We start from the raw sequence: 15,048 nt of genomic DNA on the forward strand, positions 1-15,048 counted from the left end.
CAGGAAACATCAACATGGCTAACCCGCGTAGTAACCGTAAAAAGGTTAAAAAGCAGGTCGTGGACGCCGTCGCGCACATCCACGCCTCTTTTAACAATACGATCGTGACGATCACAGACCGCCAGGGCAACGCGCTTTCTTGGGCGACTGCCGGTGGTTCGGGTTTTCGTGGTTCTCGCAAGAGCACCCCGTTCCGCAGCTCAAGTAGCGAGTGAACGTGCAGCGACCGCTGCAGCCGAGTATGGTGTGAAAAACGTCGACGTGCTGGTCAAGGGCCCCGGCCCGGGCCGTGAGTCTGCCGTGCGTGCACTCAATGCCGCCGGCTTCCGTGTGCAGAGCATTACTGACGCGACGCCCATCCCGCATAACGGGTGCCGTCCGCCGAAGAAACGCCGCGTTTAAGGAGAACGACTCATGGCTCGTTATCTAGGACCCAAGTGCAAACTGTCTCGTCGTGAGGGTACCGACCTCTTCCTCAAGAGCGGTGTCACCCCCTTCGAGAAGAAGTGCAAATCCGAGCAGATCCCGGGTGTGCACGGCCAGCGCCGTCAGCGTCTTTCCGACTACGGCTTGCAGCTTCGTGAGAAGCAGAAAGTGCGTCGTATCTACGGCGTGCTCGAAAACCAGTTCCGCAACTACTACAAAGAAGCCGCGCGCCAGAAAGGGGCGACTGGTGAAGTGTTGTTGCAGCTGCTGGAATCCCGGCTGGACAACGTGGTTTACCGCATGGGCTTCGGCTCCACGCGCAGTGAATCGCGTCAGCTGGTGAGCCACAAGGCGATCTCGGTCAACGGCCGTACCGTCAACGTGGCTTCCTATCAGGTGCGTCCTGGCGACGTCGTGTCTGTGCGTGAGAAGGCCAAGAACCAGGCCCGTATCCAGCAGGCGCTGTCCATCGCCGCCAACCGTGGCGACGTGAACTGGATCGACGTCGACGCGAAGAAGATGGAAGGCACTTTCAAGGCTGTCCCGGAACGCGGCGACCTGTCTGCCGACATCAACGAAAACCTGATCGTCGAGCTGTACTCCAAGTGAGGCCTGAGTTCGGACCGCCACGGCGGTCCGAACCGGCTGGAGTACCGATATTCGTTAGGCAGCCTGAGAAGGTGTTCATATGCAGCGTTCAGTGACAGAGTTTCTCCGTCCCCGCGACATCAAGGTCGAAGAAGTCAGTGCGAATCACGCCAAGATCGTGCTGGAACCCTTCGAGCGTGGTTTCGGCCATACCCTGGGGAATGCGCTGCGTCGCATCCTGCTCTCTTCGATGCCCGGCTGTGCCGTGGTCGAAGCGGAAATCGACGGCGTGCTGCATGAATACAGCGCCATCGAAGGTGTTCAGGAAGACGTCATCGAGATTCTTCTGAATCTCAAGGACGTGGCCATCAAGATGCACGGCCGCGACGAGGCGCTCCTCACCCTGAACAAGCAGGGCCCGGGCATCATGACCGCAGGCGATATCGCCGTCGACCACGACGTCGAGATCGTCAATCCGGATCATGTGATCGCGCACCTCAACGACGGCAGCGAGCTCAAGATGCAGCTGAAAGTCGTGCGGGGCCGCGGTTACGAGCCCGCCGACGTGCGGCTCTCCGACGAGGACGAATCCCGTGCCATCGGTCGTCTGCAGCTGGATGCGACCTTCAGCCCGGTTCGTCGCGTGTCCTACGCGGTCGAAGCGGCGCGTGTCGAACAGCGCACCGACCTCGATAAGCTGGTCATCGATCTCGAAACTGACGGCACCTTGGACCCCGAAGAAGCGATTCGTCGTAGTGCGACCATCCTTCAGGAACAGCTGGCCGCCTTCGTCGATCTCGAAGCTGACCGAGAGCAGGAAGTCGAAGAGGAAGAGGATCAGATCGATCCGATCCTGCTGCGCCCCGTGGACGATCTCGAACTCACGGTTCGTAGCGCCAACTGCTTGAAGGCCGAGAATATTTACTACATTGGCGATTTGATTCAGCGCACGGAAGTCGAGCTGCTCAAGACGCCGAACCTTGGCAAGAAGTCCTTGAACGAAATCAAGGACGTGTTGGCTTCGCGCGGTCTTTCCCTCGGCATGCGGCTGGAAAACTGGCCGCCGGCGAGTTTGAAGGACGACAAGGCCTCCGCCTGAGGCGCGCCCTCGGCGGTGCCGGAGTGCCGACTCGAATCACCAGTTTGGTAAGGAATAGCAATCATGCGTCATCGTAAGAGTGGTCGTCATCTGAATCGGACCAGCTCGCATCGGCACGCCATGTTCAAGAACATGTGCATCTCGCTGGTCGAGCATGAAGTGATCAAGACTACCCTGCCCAAGGCCAAGGAGCTGCGTCGTCATATCGAGCCGCTGATCACCCTGGCCAAGCAGGACAGCGTGGCGAATCGCCGTCTGGCGTTCAGCCGCACTCGCTCCAAGGAAGCCGTCGGCAAGCTCTTCAACGAGCTTGGCCCGCGTTACGCCACTCGCCCGGGCGGTTACGTCCGCGTGCTCAAGTGCGGTTTCCGCGCTGGCGACAACGCGCCGATGGCCTACGTCGAGCTGGTCGATCGTCCGGCCGTTCAGGAAGCTGCTGGCGACGAGTAAGTCGCCCTGCGTTTCCGCCGAACGGCACCAAAGCCGGCTGTCCGAGTGATCGGGCAGCCGGCTTTCTTTTGGGCTCTCTTTTTGCCCTCGCTTTTTGTTCGGAGGTCGGACGCGGTAGGCTTGCCCGGATATCTTGCGCTGCAGGCGTGGTACCGAGGGCAGCGGATCTCACGCTCCGGTATCCGATCGTCCGACGCGCAGCCGTAGTGACATGGGGCAGCCGTGGAAGTGATAGTCGGGAAGGGGGCGGAGGCGCCCGCAGGCGCCTCCGGTGGGCTCAGGCGCGCTTGGCCTTGCCCTTGCTCGCCGCCTTGGGTGAGGGCAGCAGCGGCGCCAGGAAGCGCCCGGTGTGGGAGTGGGCCTGGGCCGCGACCTGCTCCGGCGTTCCTTCGGCGATGATCCGCCCGCCGCCGGAGCCGCCCTCGGGGCCGAGGTCGATCAGCCAGTCGGCGGTCTTGATCACATCCAGGTTGTGCTCAATCACCACCACGGTGTTGCCGTGGTCGCGCAGGCGGTGGAGCACGCCGAGCAACTGGCGGATATCCTCGAAGTGCAGCCCGGTGGTGGGCTCGTCGAGGATATAGAGCGTCTGGCCGGTGTCGCGCTTGGCCAGCTCCCGGGCCAGCTTGACCCGCTGCGCCTCGCCGCCGGAGAGGGTGGTGGCGCTCTGCCCCAGGCGCACGTAGGAGAGCCCCACGTCCATCAGCGTCTGTAGCCGACGGGCGATCGCGGGTACCGGGCTGAAGAACTCCAGCGCCTCCTCGATCGTCATCTCCAGCACTTCGTGGATGTTCTTGCCCTTGTACTGGATCTCCAGCGTCTCGCGGTTGTAGCGCTTGCCCTTGCACACGTCGCAGGGCACGTAGATGTCCGGCAGAAAGTGCATCTCCACCTTGATCATGCCCTCGCCCTGGCACGCCTCGCAGCGCCCGCCCTTGACGTTGAAGCTGAAGCGCCCCGGCTTGTAGCCCCGGGCGCGGGCCTCCTGCGTGCCCGAGAAGAGCTCGCGGATGGGGGTGAAGATCCCGGTGTAGGTGGCCGGGTTGGAGCGCGGCGTGCGCCCGATCGGGCTCTGATCGATGTCGATGATCTTGTCGAGCTGGTCGAGCCCCTCGATGCTGCGGTAGGGCGCCGGCGACAGCGTGGTGGCGCGATTGAGCTCGCGCGCCGCGATCGGCATCAGGGTCGAGTTGATCAGCGTCGACTTGCCCGAGCCGGAGACTCCGGTGACGCAGACGAACAGCCCCAGCGGCAGCGTCAGGTCGACGTCGTGCAGGTTGTTGCCACTGGCCCCGGTGAGCCGCAGCTGCTTCTCTGGATTGCCCGGGATCCGATGCGGCGGCACCTCGATCCGGCGCTTGCCCGAGAGATACTGCCCGGTCAGCGAGTGCGAAGCGGCCTCGATCTGCTTGGGCGTGCCCTGGGCGACGATGGTGCCGCCATGTACGCCGGCGCCTGGGCCGATATCGAGCACGTGGTCGGCGGCGCGGATGGCATCCTCGTCGTGCTCGACCACGATCACCGTATTGCCCAGGTCGCGCAGCCGGGTGAGGGTGCGCAGCAGGCGGTCGTTGTCGCGCTGGTGCAGGCCGATCGAAGGCTCGTCGAGGATGTACATCACCCCCACCAGGCCGGCGCCGATCTGGCTCGCCAAGCGGATACGCTGGGCCTCGCCCCCGGAGAGAGTGTCGGCGCTGCGCTCCAGGGTCAGGTAGTCGAGGCCGACATTGACCAGAAACTCCAGGCGGGCGTGGATCTCGTGGACGATCTTGGTCGCGATCTCGCCCTTGCGTCCGGGCAGCGTCAGCTCGCGGAAGTAGTTCCAGGCCTCGCCCACCGGTAGCTGGGTGATCTGCGGCAGATTGTGATCGTCGACGAAGACGTGACGCGCCTCGCGCTTGAGGCGGCTGCCGTCGCAGCTGGGGCAGGGGCGTACCGCCAAGTACTTGGCCAGGTCATCGCGGACCATCGACGACTCGGTCTCGCGGTAGCGCCGCTCCAGATTGGGTAGCACGCCCTCGAACGGGTGTTCACGGGTCACCTTGCGCCCGCGGTCGTTGACGTAGCTGAAGGCGATGTCGTCCTTGCCGCTGCCGTGAAGCACGATCTCGCGCTCGTGGCGTGCCAGCGCCTCCCACGGGGTGTCGAGGGTGAAGCGGTAGTGCTCGGCGACCGCCTGCAGCTGGCTGAAGTAGTAGATGCTGCGCCGATCCCAGCCCTTGATCGCCCCTTCGGCCAGCGACAGCTCCGGATGGCTGATCAGCTTGTCCGGATCGAAGTACTGGCGCACGCCGAGGCCATCGCAGGTGGGGCAGGCGCCGGCCGGGTTGTTGAACGAGAACAGCCGCGGCTCGAGCTCGGCCAGCGAGTAGCCGCAGATGGGGCAGGCGAAACGCGAGGAGAACGCCAGGTCCTCCTGCTCACCATCCATGAAGTGGATGATCGCGGTACCGTCGGCCAGGTTGAGCGCGGTTTCGAAAGACTCCGCCAGGCGCTGCTGCAGATCCGCGCGCACCTTGATGCGATCGACCACCACGCTGATATCGTGCTTGCGCTTCTTGTCCAGGGTCGGCAGATCGTCGAGTTCGACGGTCTCGCCGTCGACCACCGCGCGCACGAAGCCCTGGGCGCGCAGCTCGCCGAGCAGCTGCTGATGCTCGCCCTTGCGCCCCTTGATCACCGGCGCCAGCAACATCAGGCGGCTGCCCTCGGGCAGCGCCAGCACCTGGTCGACCATCTGCGAGACCGTCTGCGCCTCCAGCTCCTCGCCGTGGTCAGGGCAGCGCGGGGTGCCGGCGCGGGCGAACAGCAGGCGCAGGTAGTCGTAGATCTCGGTAATGGTGCCGACGGTGGAGCGCGGGTTGTGCGAGGTCGACTTCTGCTCGATCGAGATCGCCGGCGACAGCCCCTCGATATGGTCGACGTCGGGTTTCTCCATCATCGACAGGAATTGCCGCGCATAGGTGGAGAGTGACTCCACGTAGCGGCGCTGGCCCTCGGCATAGAGGGTGTCGAAGGCCAGTGACGACTTGCCCGACCCGGACAGGCCGGTGACCACGATCAGTTTGTCACGTGGCAGTTCGACATCGATATCCTTCAGGTTATGGGTACGCGCACCCCTGACCAGAATGCTGTCCATGACTACCTCGTGCAGCGAAGCGGGAAACGCCCAGTATAGCAGTCTGTCGGCCACGACCGGTCACTGCGGTCGACCCGGAGACGGTGAGCCGATGCTGACGCCACGTCTGGCGCCGCCCGGCGCTTTCACTCGCCCCGGGCGAGGCGTAAAATGGGCGGTTCCCTCATTCATCCTCGCTTCTGCCGAGTTCACCAGCCGTGACTGCCATGACATCTCGTTTTCTCGTTACCGAACGGCGCTCGATCGTGGGACTGGCCAGCCTCTATGCCTCGCGCATGCTGGGGCTGTTCATGGTCCTGCCGATCCTGGCGCTCTACGCCGACCATCTCGATGGCGCCACCCCCTTTCTCGTTGGCCTGGCCCTGGGCGGCTACGGCCTGACCCAGGCGATCCTGCAGATCCCCTTCGGCCTGCTCTCCGACCGGCTCGGGCGCAAGGCGGTGATCGCCGGCGGCCTGCTGCTGTTCATTCTCGGCAGCGTGGTGGCGGCCAGTGCTACCTCGATCTATGGCGTCATCATCGGGCGTTGCCTGCAGGGCAGCGGCGCGGTCGCCGGCGCCATCATGGCGCTGCTCGCCGACCAGACCCGCGAGGAGATTCGCACCGCGGCGATGGCCACCATCGGGCTGTCGATCGGTGTCGCCTTCGGCGTGGCCATGGTGGTGGGGCCGCTGGTCGCCGATGTCGGCGGTCTGGCCGGCGTGTTCTGGTTCACCGCGGCGCTCTCCGCCTGCGGCCTGCTGATCCTGTGGAAGCTGGTGCCCAAGGCACCACGCCGCATGACCCACCGCGATGTCGGGCTCGACCGCCGCCAGCTGCGTGCCACCCTGATGCAGGGCGATCTGCTGCGGCTCGATTTCTCGATCTTCGCTCTGCATCTGATCCTGACCGCCTGTTTCGTCGCGCTGCCGTTCCAGCTCGAAGCCCTGGGCTTCGCCCCGGCACACCACGGCTGGGTCTATCTGCCGGTGATGGCGCTGGCCTTCGTGGCCATGGTGCCGCTGGTGATCGTGGCCGAGAAGTATCGCAAGATGAAGCCGGTGTTCGTCGGCGCGGTGGCGGCGATGACCCTGATCCTGCTCGGCTTCAGCGAGCTGGGGGGCGATCGCGTCGCGCTGCTGGCGCTACTGTGGGGCTTCTTCGTGGTCTTCAATCTGCTCGAGGCAACTCTGCCCTCGATGATCAGCAAGCTGGCGCCGGCCGGGGCCAAGGGCACCGCCATGGGGGTCTACTCCACCAGTCAGTTCCTCGGCGCCTTCCTGGGCGGCACCCTGGGCGGCGCGCTATCCCAGGGGTTGGGGATCCACAGCGTGTTCCTCGGCGCCGCCGTGGTGGGCGCGATCTGGCTGGCGGTGGTATGGAGGATGCCCGCGCCGCGCCACCTGTCGAGCGAAATCGTAGCGCTGGACGCGCAATCCATGGGCATGCTCGATACACTGCTTGAGCGTTTCGCCTCGGTCGCCGGGGTCGAGGACGTGATGGTCGTGCCCGAAGAGCGTGTCGCTTATCTCAAGGTCGATCGCCAGCGCCTGGACGCCGAGGCGCTGGCCCGTATCACCGGCAATCAATGGCAACGAACCGACGCCTGAGGGCGTCGTAAACGCAGGTAAGGCAAGGAGACAACGATGGCCCGAGGTGTGAACAAAGTCATCCTGATCGGCAACCTGGGACAGGATCCGGAAGTCCGCTTCCTGCCGTCGGGCAATCCGGTGTGCAACCTGCGCATCGCGACCACCGATACCTGGACCGACCGTCAGAGCGGCCAGCGTCAGGAGCGTACCGAGTGGCACAGTGTGGTGCTGTTCAACAAGCTGGCGGAGATCGCCCAGCAGTACGTCAAGAAGGGCTCGCGGATCTATATCGAAGGACGCCTGCAGACCCGTAAGTGGCAGGGGCAGGATGGCCAGGACCGCTACTCCACCGAGATCGTCGGCAACGATATGCAGATGCTCGACTCGCGCAGCGGCCAAGGTGGTGGTGACTACAACCAGAACCAGTATGGCGGTGCGCCGCAGCAGCCCCAGGGTGGTTATGGTCAGCAGCAGCCTGCGCCGGCCCAGCAGGGCGGCGGCTATGGCCAGCAGCAGCCGGCACCGGCTCAGCAGGGCGGCTACGGTAACCAGCCCCAGCGTCCGCCGCAGAACCAGCCGGCGCCGCAGCCCAACCAGCAGAACGCTAACTACGGCGCGCCGAACCCGGGCAGCTTCGACGATTTCGACGACGAAATCCCGTTCTGATCCGCCCGCGCGGCACGCAATGACCCCGCCTCGGCGGGGTTTTTTGTGGCCGCCGTCCCTGGCGGCCACCCTTGTCTTTCCAGGAGGGCGTGACTCGACGCCTTTCGGGCAGCGGATTAGAATGGTGGGTTCGATAGCCTTCTAATGATCATCCCGGTGCCGATGCCCGTGTCGCCGCCAGGCTGGGGCCCGGCGGGTCCCGCTTCCAGCTCGAGAGTCTCTTGTCATGTCACACCGGATACCCGACGCCGTCAGGCTGCCCGAACTGACGCTGCGTGGCGTCCTGCTGGGTGCTGCCATCACCCTGCTGTTCACCGCCTCCAACGTCTATCTGGGGCTCAAGGTGGGCCTCACCTTCGCCTCGGCGATTCCCGCGGCGGTGATCTCGATGGCGGTGCTCTGCCGCCTGCCCGGCGCCAACAAGCTCGAGAACAACATGGTGCAGACCCAGGCCTCGGCGGCGGGCACCCTCTCGGCGATCATCTTCGTGTTGCCGGGTCTGTTGATGATCGGCTACTGGCAGGGCTTTCCGTTCTGGCAGACCTCGGCGATCTGCGCCATCGGCGGCATCCTGGGGGTGCTCTACACCATCCCGCTGCGCCGGGTGATGGTGGTGCAGAGCGATCTGCCCTATCCCGAGGGAATCGCCGCGGCCGAAATCCTCGAGGTCGGCAGCCAGGCGACCCAGCGTGACGCAGCGGCGTCGGATAGCACTCGGCACGAGAAGACGGGGGCCGGCGAGATCGCCCTCGGCGCCGGCGTGGCGGCGGCGTTTGCCTTTGCCAGCGGCGGCCTGCGGCTGCTGGCGGAGAGCATCAGCGTGTGGTTCGCGGTGGGGCGCAGTGCCGTCCAGCTCGCCACCGGCTTCTCGCTGGCGCTGGTCGGGGCCGGCTATCTGGTGGGGATCGTCGGCGGCATTGCGATGCTGATCGGGACACTGATCGCCTGGGGTGTGGCCGTCCCCTGGCTCACCGCGATCACGCCGGCGGCGGGGCAGGGCCTGGCGGCGGCGGGGATGGCGCTATGGTCGGAGAAGGTGCGCTTCATCGGCGCCGGGACCATCGGCATCGCCGCGCTGTGGACCCTGGCGACGCTGTTCAAGCCGATGCTCCAGGGCATCCGCGCCTCCTTCGGGGCGATGCATGGTGGCAGCCAGGCGCGCCCGCCGCGCACCGAGCGCGACCTGCCCGCCGGCCTGCTGCTGGGGCTGACCGCCGTGCTGCTGGTGCTGTTGACGCTGGTGTTCGCGCACTTTCTGCATCAGGCGGCACCGACGCTGGCGGCGGCACCGCTATGGACGCTGACGCTGGGCTGCGTGCTGTTCGCCGGCGTGTTCGGTTTTCTGATCGCCGCCGCCTGCGGCTACATGGCGGGCCTGGTGGGGTCGTCGAGCAGCCCGATCTCGGGCATCGGTATCGTCGCGGTGATCCTCGTCTCGCTGATGCTGCTGGGCTTCGACGCCGTCAGCGATGCCCTCGCCAGCCTCGATCCGGCGGTCGCCCAGCGCCTGCCGACGGCGCTGGCACTGTTCGTCACCTCGGTGATCCTGGCGGTGGCGGCGATCGCCAATGACAATCTGCAGGATCTCAAGACCGGCTATCTGGTCGGGGCCACGCCGTGGCGCCAGCAGGTGGCGCTGATCATCGGCTGCGTGGTCGGTGCGCTGGTGATCCCGCCGGTGCTCTCGCTGCTCTACCACGCCTACGGCTTCGCCGGTGCCATGCCGCGGCCTGGCATGGATCCGTCCCAGGCGCTGGGGGCGCCGCAGGCCTCCTTGATGACCGCGATCGTGCGCGGTGTCTTCGACCACGATCTCGAGTGGGGCATGCTCGGCATCGGCCTGGTCCTGGGGGCGGCGCTGATCGGCATCGACGAGCTGCTGCGCCGGCGCGGCGGCAGCGCACGGCTGCCGGTGCTGGCGGTGGGGATCGGCATCTACCTGCCGCCGAGCATCATCATGCCGCTGGTGATCGGTGCCGTGCTCGGCTGGCTGATCGAACGGCGCCTGCGTGCTCGCGCCCGGGCCAAGGGCGTCGAGCTGGCGGTCTATGCCGAGCGCCCACGCCGGCGCGCGGTGCTGCTCGCCTCGGGGCTGATCGTCGGCGAGAGTCTGGTCGGTGTCCTGCTGGCCGGGGTGATCGGGCTGAGCGGCTCGCCGGCACCGCTGGCACTGGTCGGTGCCGGGTTCGCCGGCACCGCCCAGTGGCTGGGTTTGGCGGTCTTCGTCGTGGTCTGCCTCGGCTTCTATCGCCGCGTGCTGCGTCCGCTGGGCGCCTGAGGGTGGCGCCCGGGGCGGGTCATATCGGCAGTGAGAGCGGCGTCGGCGTGCTACCGCCGATCTCGACCGGGATCTCGAATAGCGCTCCGGCGAGCGGCTCGTCGGCACAGCCCACCGCCGCCGAGGTGACGAACAAGCGGTCGAACGCCTCGCCGCCGAAGGCGCAGGAGGTGGGCCGCGATACCGGCAGCGCGACCTCGCGGTCGAGGCTGCCGTCGGGGTGATAGCGGGCCACGCGCCGGCCATCCCAGAGCGCCAGCCACAGGCCGCCCTCGCGGTCGCAGGTCATGCCGTCGGGGTAGCCGCTGCCGGGGGCGAGACGAATGTGCTCACGCTTGCGCGAGAGCTCGCCCGAGTCGCTCAGATCGAAGGCGAAGACGGTCTGGCGGGCGCTGTCGTTATGATAGAGTGTGGCCCCGTCGGGTGAGATCGCCGGGCCGTTGGTGATGTGGTAGTCGCGGTCCATCTCGACCACGCCGCGGCCATCGAGGCGATAGAGATAGCCGCCGGCGTGGACTTCGGCATTGTCCATCGAGCCGAACCAGAGCCTGCCGTGGCCATCGCTCTTGGCATCGTTGAGGCGATCCCCCTCCGGCAGCCACTCGATCGGCGTCAGCCGCTTGCCCGGGCGCGGCCCCTGCTCGAGATCGAAGTCGAGCTCGACCACGCCGGAGCGCAGCCCGGCGACGAAACCGCCGGTATCGCGCGGCAGCAGCCAGCAGCACGCCTCGTCGAGCGTCCAGCTGCGCCGGGTGTCGTCCGCCGGGCGCCAGGCGTGGAGGCGGGCGCCGAGAATATCGACGAACAGCAGCGCGCCGTGGGCCGGCGACCAGACGGGACCTTCGCCCAGCTGGGCGTTGACTTCCCACAGTGCGGTGGCGTCTCGGGACATGGGGTTCTCCTGTCGATGGGGCGGTGGCCTCCAGCATAGCCCGAGTCGACCCTGGGGGCGCCGCGGATTTCCGCGCGGCGAGCCGACACAGATCAAGGAGAGAACAGCGTGGAAGCTATCCAGATGGGCACCATCGAGGCGCACGTCATCGCGTCACGAGTTATCCAGTCACGAGCCATCGAGGTGGCAGCGTGAAGTGCCTGATCGCCCATCCCCGCCACTGCCTCGGCGTGGCGCTGACGCGTCTCGCCGAGAGCCGCAGCGACATCACCTTCGCCCCGCTCGAGCGGCTGCCGGATGCGGCCACGCTCGCCGCGCTGGCGCCGGCGGCGGTGATCGTGCCGCCGCTGTCGGACCCGGGGCAGGCCGAACCGGCCGAGGTCTACGCCCACTGCGATCATCTCGAGGCGCTGATCGATCTGTGCCGACAGCAGCAGATCGCGTTGATCTGGTGCGTCTCGGATACGCTGTTCGAGGATGGCGCCGACACCCCGATCGACGAGACCGCGATGCCCGCGCCACGCGACGAGACCCTGCGCCGGCTGGTCACCGCCGGTGAGCGGCTGCGCCGTCATCCGCGCCACCTGGTACTGCGCCTGGGGCCGCTGTTCGGGCTCGACGGCGAGGATAGCTGGCTCGGCCCGCTGATCGCGGCACTCCAGGGCGGCGAGACGATCCGCTCGGCCCAGGACCTGATCGTCTGCCCGACCTCGGTCAGCGCGGTGGCGCGGGCGCTGTGCGGCATCCTGCTGCAGCTCGACAGCGGCGCCGGCGCCTGGGGCACCTATCACCTCTGCGGGGTCGAGCCGATCAGCCGCTATACCTTCGTCTCGGTGGTCAAGATGCAGCTGGCGACCCGCCTGGAAGGCGTCGGCCAGACCGCCGCGCTGGGCGAGCTCAAGGCGCTCAATCAGCACCACGATACGCCGCTGCGGCGGGTGCTCGACTGCCGCCGCTTGCTCGACGTGTTCGGCATCCACCAGAAGGCGTGGCGGGTAGAACTCGGGCTGATGCTGGATAGCTGGTGTCAGCAGCACTACGGAAGCCAAGAAGCGGTGGCCGAGACATGAACGTGATACGCAGTCTGCTCTTCTACGCCGGCTATTTTCTGGCGATTCTGGTCTCGGGGCTATTGATGCTGCCGCTGGGGCTGATGCTGCCGCTGCGTGGCCGCTTTCGCCTGTTCAACTGCCACAATCGCTTCATCATGCGCTGGCTGTCGCTGACCTGCGGCGTGCGCTATCGCATCGAAGGGCGCGAACGCGTGCCCGAGGGGCCCTGCGTGGTGCTGGCCAACCACCAGAGCGAGTGGGAGACGGTTTATCTGCAGCTACTCAAGACACCGATCTGCACGGTGCTCAAGAAGGAGCTGCTGAGCATTCCGCTGTTCGGCTGGGGCGTACGCCTGCTCAAGCCGATTCCGCTGGATCGTTCCAAACCGTCCACCGCCATGCGTCAGGTGCTCTCCCACGGCAAGCAGCGGCTGGACGAGGGGCTTTCGGTGCTGATCTTCCCCGAGGGCACGCGGGTAGCACCGGGGCAGCGGCGGCGTTTCAACAAGAGTGGTGCGGTGATCGCCTGCCGCGCCGGGGTGCCGGTGCTGCCGGTGGCGCACAATGCCGGCGAGCGCTGGGGGCGTCACTGGGTCAAGCAGCCTGGTGAGCTGCGGGTGGTGGTGGGCGAGCCGATCGCCACCGAAGGGCGCACACCGGATGCCGTGCTGGCGGATGTGGAGCAGTGGATCGAAGCGCGGCTGGGCGAGATCTCCGAGGTGCCGCGGCCACCGCAGGGGGTGCAGGAGGCGCCCACCAAGCTACCCTCCTGAGCGCGTCTCCCGCGCCAGCCGGCCTGACGGCAGATGGGGTAGGGCAGAGCCGCGGCTACGCGAGAGGCCGGCTATGAGAGAGGCCTGTCATGAGAGAGGCCTGTTATGAGAGAGGCCTGTTATGAGAGTACCGGCCACGAAAAAGGCGCCCCGCGGGGCGCCTTTTTGCGTTCGAGCTCACAGCGGCCTTGGGTTCAGCCGTCGTAGCGGTCGAACACCAGGCAAGCATTGGTGCCGCCGAAGCCGAAGCTGTTGGAGAGCACGCGCTTGATGTCGACGTCGTCGCGGCGCTGGCGCACGATATCGAAACCGCTGGCCTGCTCATCGAGATTGTCGATGTTGGCCGAGGCGCACAGGAAGCGGTTTTCCATCATCAGCAGCGAGTAGATCGCTTCCTGGACCCCGGTGGCACCCAGCGAGTGGCCGGTGAGCGACTTGGTCGAACTCATCGCCGGCGTGGTGTCCCCGAACACGTCACGGATCGCCTTGAGCTCGGCGACATCGCCCACCGGCGTCGAGGTGCCGTGGGTGTTGATGTAGTCGACGCTGCCGTCGAGGCCGGCGAGCGCCTGGCGCATGCAGCGCGCCGCGCCTTCACCCGAGGGGGCGACCATGTCGTGGCCGTCGGAGGTGGCACCGTAGCCGGTGATCTCGGCGTAGATCTTGGCGCCGCGGGCCTTGGCGTGCTCCAGCTCCTCGACCACCAGCATGCCGCCACCGCCGGCGATGATGAAGCCGTCGCGGTCGGTGTCGTAGGGGCGCGAGGCTTTTTCCGGCGTGTCGTTGTAGCCGGTGCTCAGCGCACCCATGGCGTCGAACAGGCACGACAGCGTCCAGTGCTCCTCCTCGCCGCCACCGGCGAAGACCACGTCCTGCTTGCCCAGCTGGATCTGCTCCACCGCGCTGCCGATGCAGTGCGCGGAAGTGGCGCAGGCCGAGGAGATCGAGTAGTTGATCCCCTTGATCTGGAACGGCGTCGCCAGGCATGCCGAGACGGTGCTGCCCATGGTCCGGGTGACACGATAGGGGCCGACGCGACGCAGGCCCTTCTGGCGCATGATGTCCGCCGCTTCGACCTGGTTGGCGCTGGAGGCGCCGCCGGAGCCGGCGATCAAGCCGGTGCGCGGATTCGAGATGGCATCGGCGGCCAGGCCCGAGTCGTCGATCGCCTGCTGCATGGCGATATAGGCATAGGCCGCGGCGTCGCCCATGAAGCGCAGCTGCTTACGGTCGACGAGCGCGTCGATGTCGATCTCCACGCTCCCCGCCACCTGACTGCGGAAACCGAGCTCGGCGTATTCCGGCTTGTAGCGAATGCCGGAGCGTCCCTGGCGCAGAGCATCCAGTACCTGCCGGGCGTCATTGCCCAGACAGGACACGATACCCAGTCCGGTGACTACCACTCGTTTCATGGAAGCCTCCCGCTCAGAAAGTCTCAGTGTTGGTGAAAAGGCCGACGCGCAGATCCTTGGCCTGGTAGATGTCCTTGCCGTCCACCGCCAGGGTGCCGTCGGCGATACCCAGGACCAGGCGACGCGTGATCACGCGCTTGATCTCGATGTGATAGGAGACCTTGCCGGCGTCGGGCAGGATCTGGCCCGAGAACTTGACCTCGCCGCAACCCAGTGCCCGACCGCGACCCGGATTGCCCAGCCAGCCGAGGTGAAAGCCGACCAGCTGCCACATGGCGTCGAGTCCGAGGCAGCCCGGCATCACCGGATCACCGGGGAAATGGCACTGGAAGAACCACAGGTCGGGGTGGATATCCAACTCGGCGATGATCTCGCCCTTGTGGTACTTGCCGCCATCCTCGTTGATCTGCGTGATGCGATCGAGCATCAGCATGTTGGGGGCGGGGAGCTGGGCGTTGCCGGGGCCGAACAGTTCCCCCCGGCTGCATTTCAGCAGATCGTCGTGGCTGAAAGAGTGCTGTCTGGTCACTAGATCGTTCCGAGAATCGAAAAAGAGTTTGCCCCATGGGTTGCGAGGCGGGGCCAGTCTAATGGCTGTGGGCAGCGAATGCACGTGGCCCAAAGGCTAGTCTTGTGCGCTTTTACGTGCAATTGCGGCCTGCCAGGCGCCCCGCGCGAAGGGGGGCGCTAGCCGCGCTTGCC

General features: G+C 66.3%; 12 protein-coding genes and 1 pseudogene. 9 read left to right on the plus strand and 4 right to left on the minus strand.

Going from position 1 to position 15,048, the window contains the following annotated elements; genetic code table 11:
- Positions 1-14 precede the first annotated feature (14 nt).
- The 4 genes and pseudogenes from rpsK (at position 15) to rplQ (ending at position 2,563) form a co-directional block, all read left to right on the plus strand.
- A pseudogene (gene rpsK, locus QO259_RS00240) lies at positions 15-402 on the plus strand (30S ribosomal protein S11).
- Between the two features lie 12 nt (positions 403-414).
- Positions 415-1,035, plus strand: coding sequence for a 30S ribosomal protein S4 (gene rpsD / locus QO259_RS00245; protein ID WP_035470399.1), 621 nt, complete (start codon positions 415-417; stop codon positions 1,033-1,035).
- A 79-nt stretch (positions 1,036-1,114) separates the two neighbouring features.
- Positions 1,115-2,113: a DNA-directed RNA polymerase subunit alpha gene (locus QO259_RS00250; RefSeq protein ID WP_035470400.1), complete on the plus strand. Its 999-nt coding sequence runs from the start codon at positions 1,115-1,117 to the stop codon at positions 2,111-2,113.
- A 63-nt stretch (positions 2,114-2,176) separates the two neighbouring features.
- Entirely contained in the window at positions 2,177-2,563 is a 387-nt protein-coding gene (gene rplQ, locus QO259_RS00255; RefSeq protein ID WP_035470401.1) for a 50S ribosomal protein L17, read from the plus strand.
- A gap of 277 nt (positions 2,564-2,840) precedes the next feature.
- Here rplQ and uvrA read toward each other — a convergent pair whose 3' ends face one another.
- Positions 2,841-5,702: an excinuclease ABC subunit UvrA gene (uvrA, locus tag QO259_RS00260; RefSeq protein WP_285951353.1), complete on the minus strand. Its 2,862-nt coding sequence runs from the start codon at positions 5,700-5,702 to the stop codon at positions 2,841-2,843.
- A 206-nt stretch (positions 5,703-5,908) separates the two neighbouring features.
- Between uvrA and QO259_RS00265 the strand changes: the two genes are divergently transcribed.
- The 3 genes from QO259_RS00265 (at position 5,909) to QO259_RS00275 (ending at position 10,217) form a co-directional block, all read left to right on the plus strand.
- The gene (locus tag QO259_RS00265; RefSeq protein WP_285951354.1) at positions 5,909-7,291 is read left to right on the plus strand and encodes an MFS transporter; all 1,383 of its coding nucleotides are present in this window, start codon (positions 5,909-5,911) and stop codon (positions 7,289-7,291) included.
- A 36-nt stretch (positions 7,292-7,327) separates the two neighbouring features.
- Positions 7,328-7,939, plus strand: a complete 612-nt coding sequence (locus QO259_RS00270; RefSeq protein WP_035470404.1) for a single-stranded DNA-binding protein — start codon at positions 7,328-7,330, stop codon at positions 7,937-7,939.
- Between the two features lie 226 nt (positions 7,940-8,165).
- Positions 8,166-10,217 (plus strand): OPT family oligopeptide transporter, encoded by a 2,052-nt coding sequence (locus QO259_RS00275; protein WP_285951355.1) that lies wholly within the window; start codon positions 8,166-8,168, stop codon positions 10,215-10,217.
- A gap of 19 nt (positions 10,218-10,236) precedes the next feature.
- Here the strand turns inward: QO259_RS00275 and QO259_RS00280 are convergent, their stop codons facing one another.
- Positions 10,237-11,109 (minus strand): SMP-30/gluconolactonase/LRE family protein, encoded by an 873-nt coding sequence (locus QO259_RS00280; protein ID WP_285951356.1) that lies wholly within the window; start codon positions 11,107-11,109, stop codon positions 10,237-10,239.
- A 191-nt stretch (positions 11,110-11,300) separates the two neighbouring features.
- On the opposite strand from QO259_RS00280, the gene QO259_RS00285 reads away from it, so the two are divergent.
- Together QO259_RS00285 and QO259_RS00290 are read left to right on the plus strand one after the other, a co-directional pair.
- Positions 11,301-12,179, plus strand: a complete 879-nt coding sequence (locus tag QO259_RS00285; RefSeq protein ID WP_233076903.1) for a sugar nucleotide-binding protein — start codon at positions 11,301-11,303, stop codon at positions 12,177-12,179.
- Positions 12,176-12,934 (plus strand): lysophospholipid acyltransferase family protein, encoded by a 759-nt coding sequence (locus QO259_RS00290; protein WP_207037167.1) that lies wholly within the window; start codon positions 12,176-12,178, stop codon positions 12,932-12,934. The genes QO259_RS00285 and QO259_RS00290 overlap by 4 nt, the downstream gene beginning before the upstream one ends.
- Before the next feature lie 194 nt (positions 12,935-13,128).
- Here QO259_RS00290 and fabB read toward each other — a convergent pair whose 3' ends face one another.
- A complete protein-coding gene (gene fabB / locus QO259_RS00295) occupies positions 13,129-14,346 on the minus strand; it encodes a beta-ketoacyl-ACP synthase I (RefSeq protein ID WP_035470410.1) in 1,218 nt (405 codons plus the stop codon).
- 13 nt (positions 14,347-14,359) lie between these two features.
- Positions 14,360-14,875, minus strand: coding sequence for a 3-hydroxyacyl-[acyl-carrier-protein] dehydratase FabA (gene fabA, locus QO259_RS00300; RefSeq protein ID WP_035470411.1), 516 nt, complete (start codon positions 14,873-14,875; stop codon positions 14,360-14,362).
- Positions 14,876-15,048 lie beyond the last annotated feature (173 nt).

Source organism: Salinicola sp. JS01 (assembly GCF_030284585.1).
Taxonomy (GTDB): Bacteria; Pseudomonadota; Gammaproteobacteria; order Pseudomonadales; family Halomonadaceae; genus Salinicola.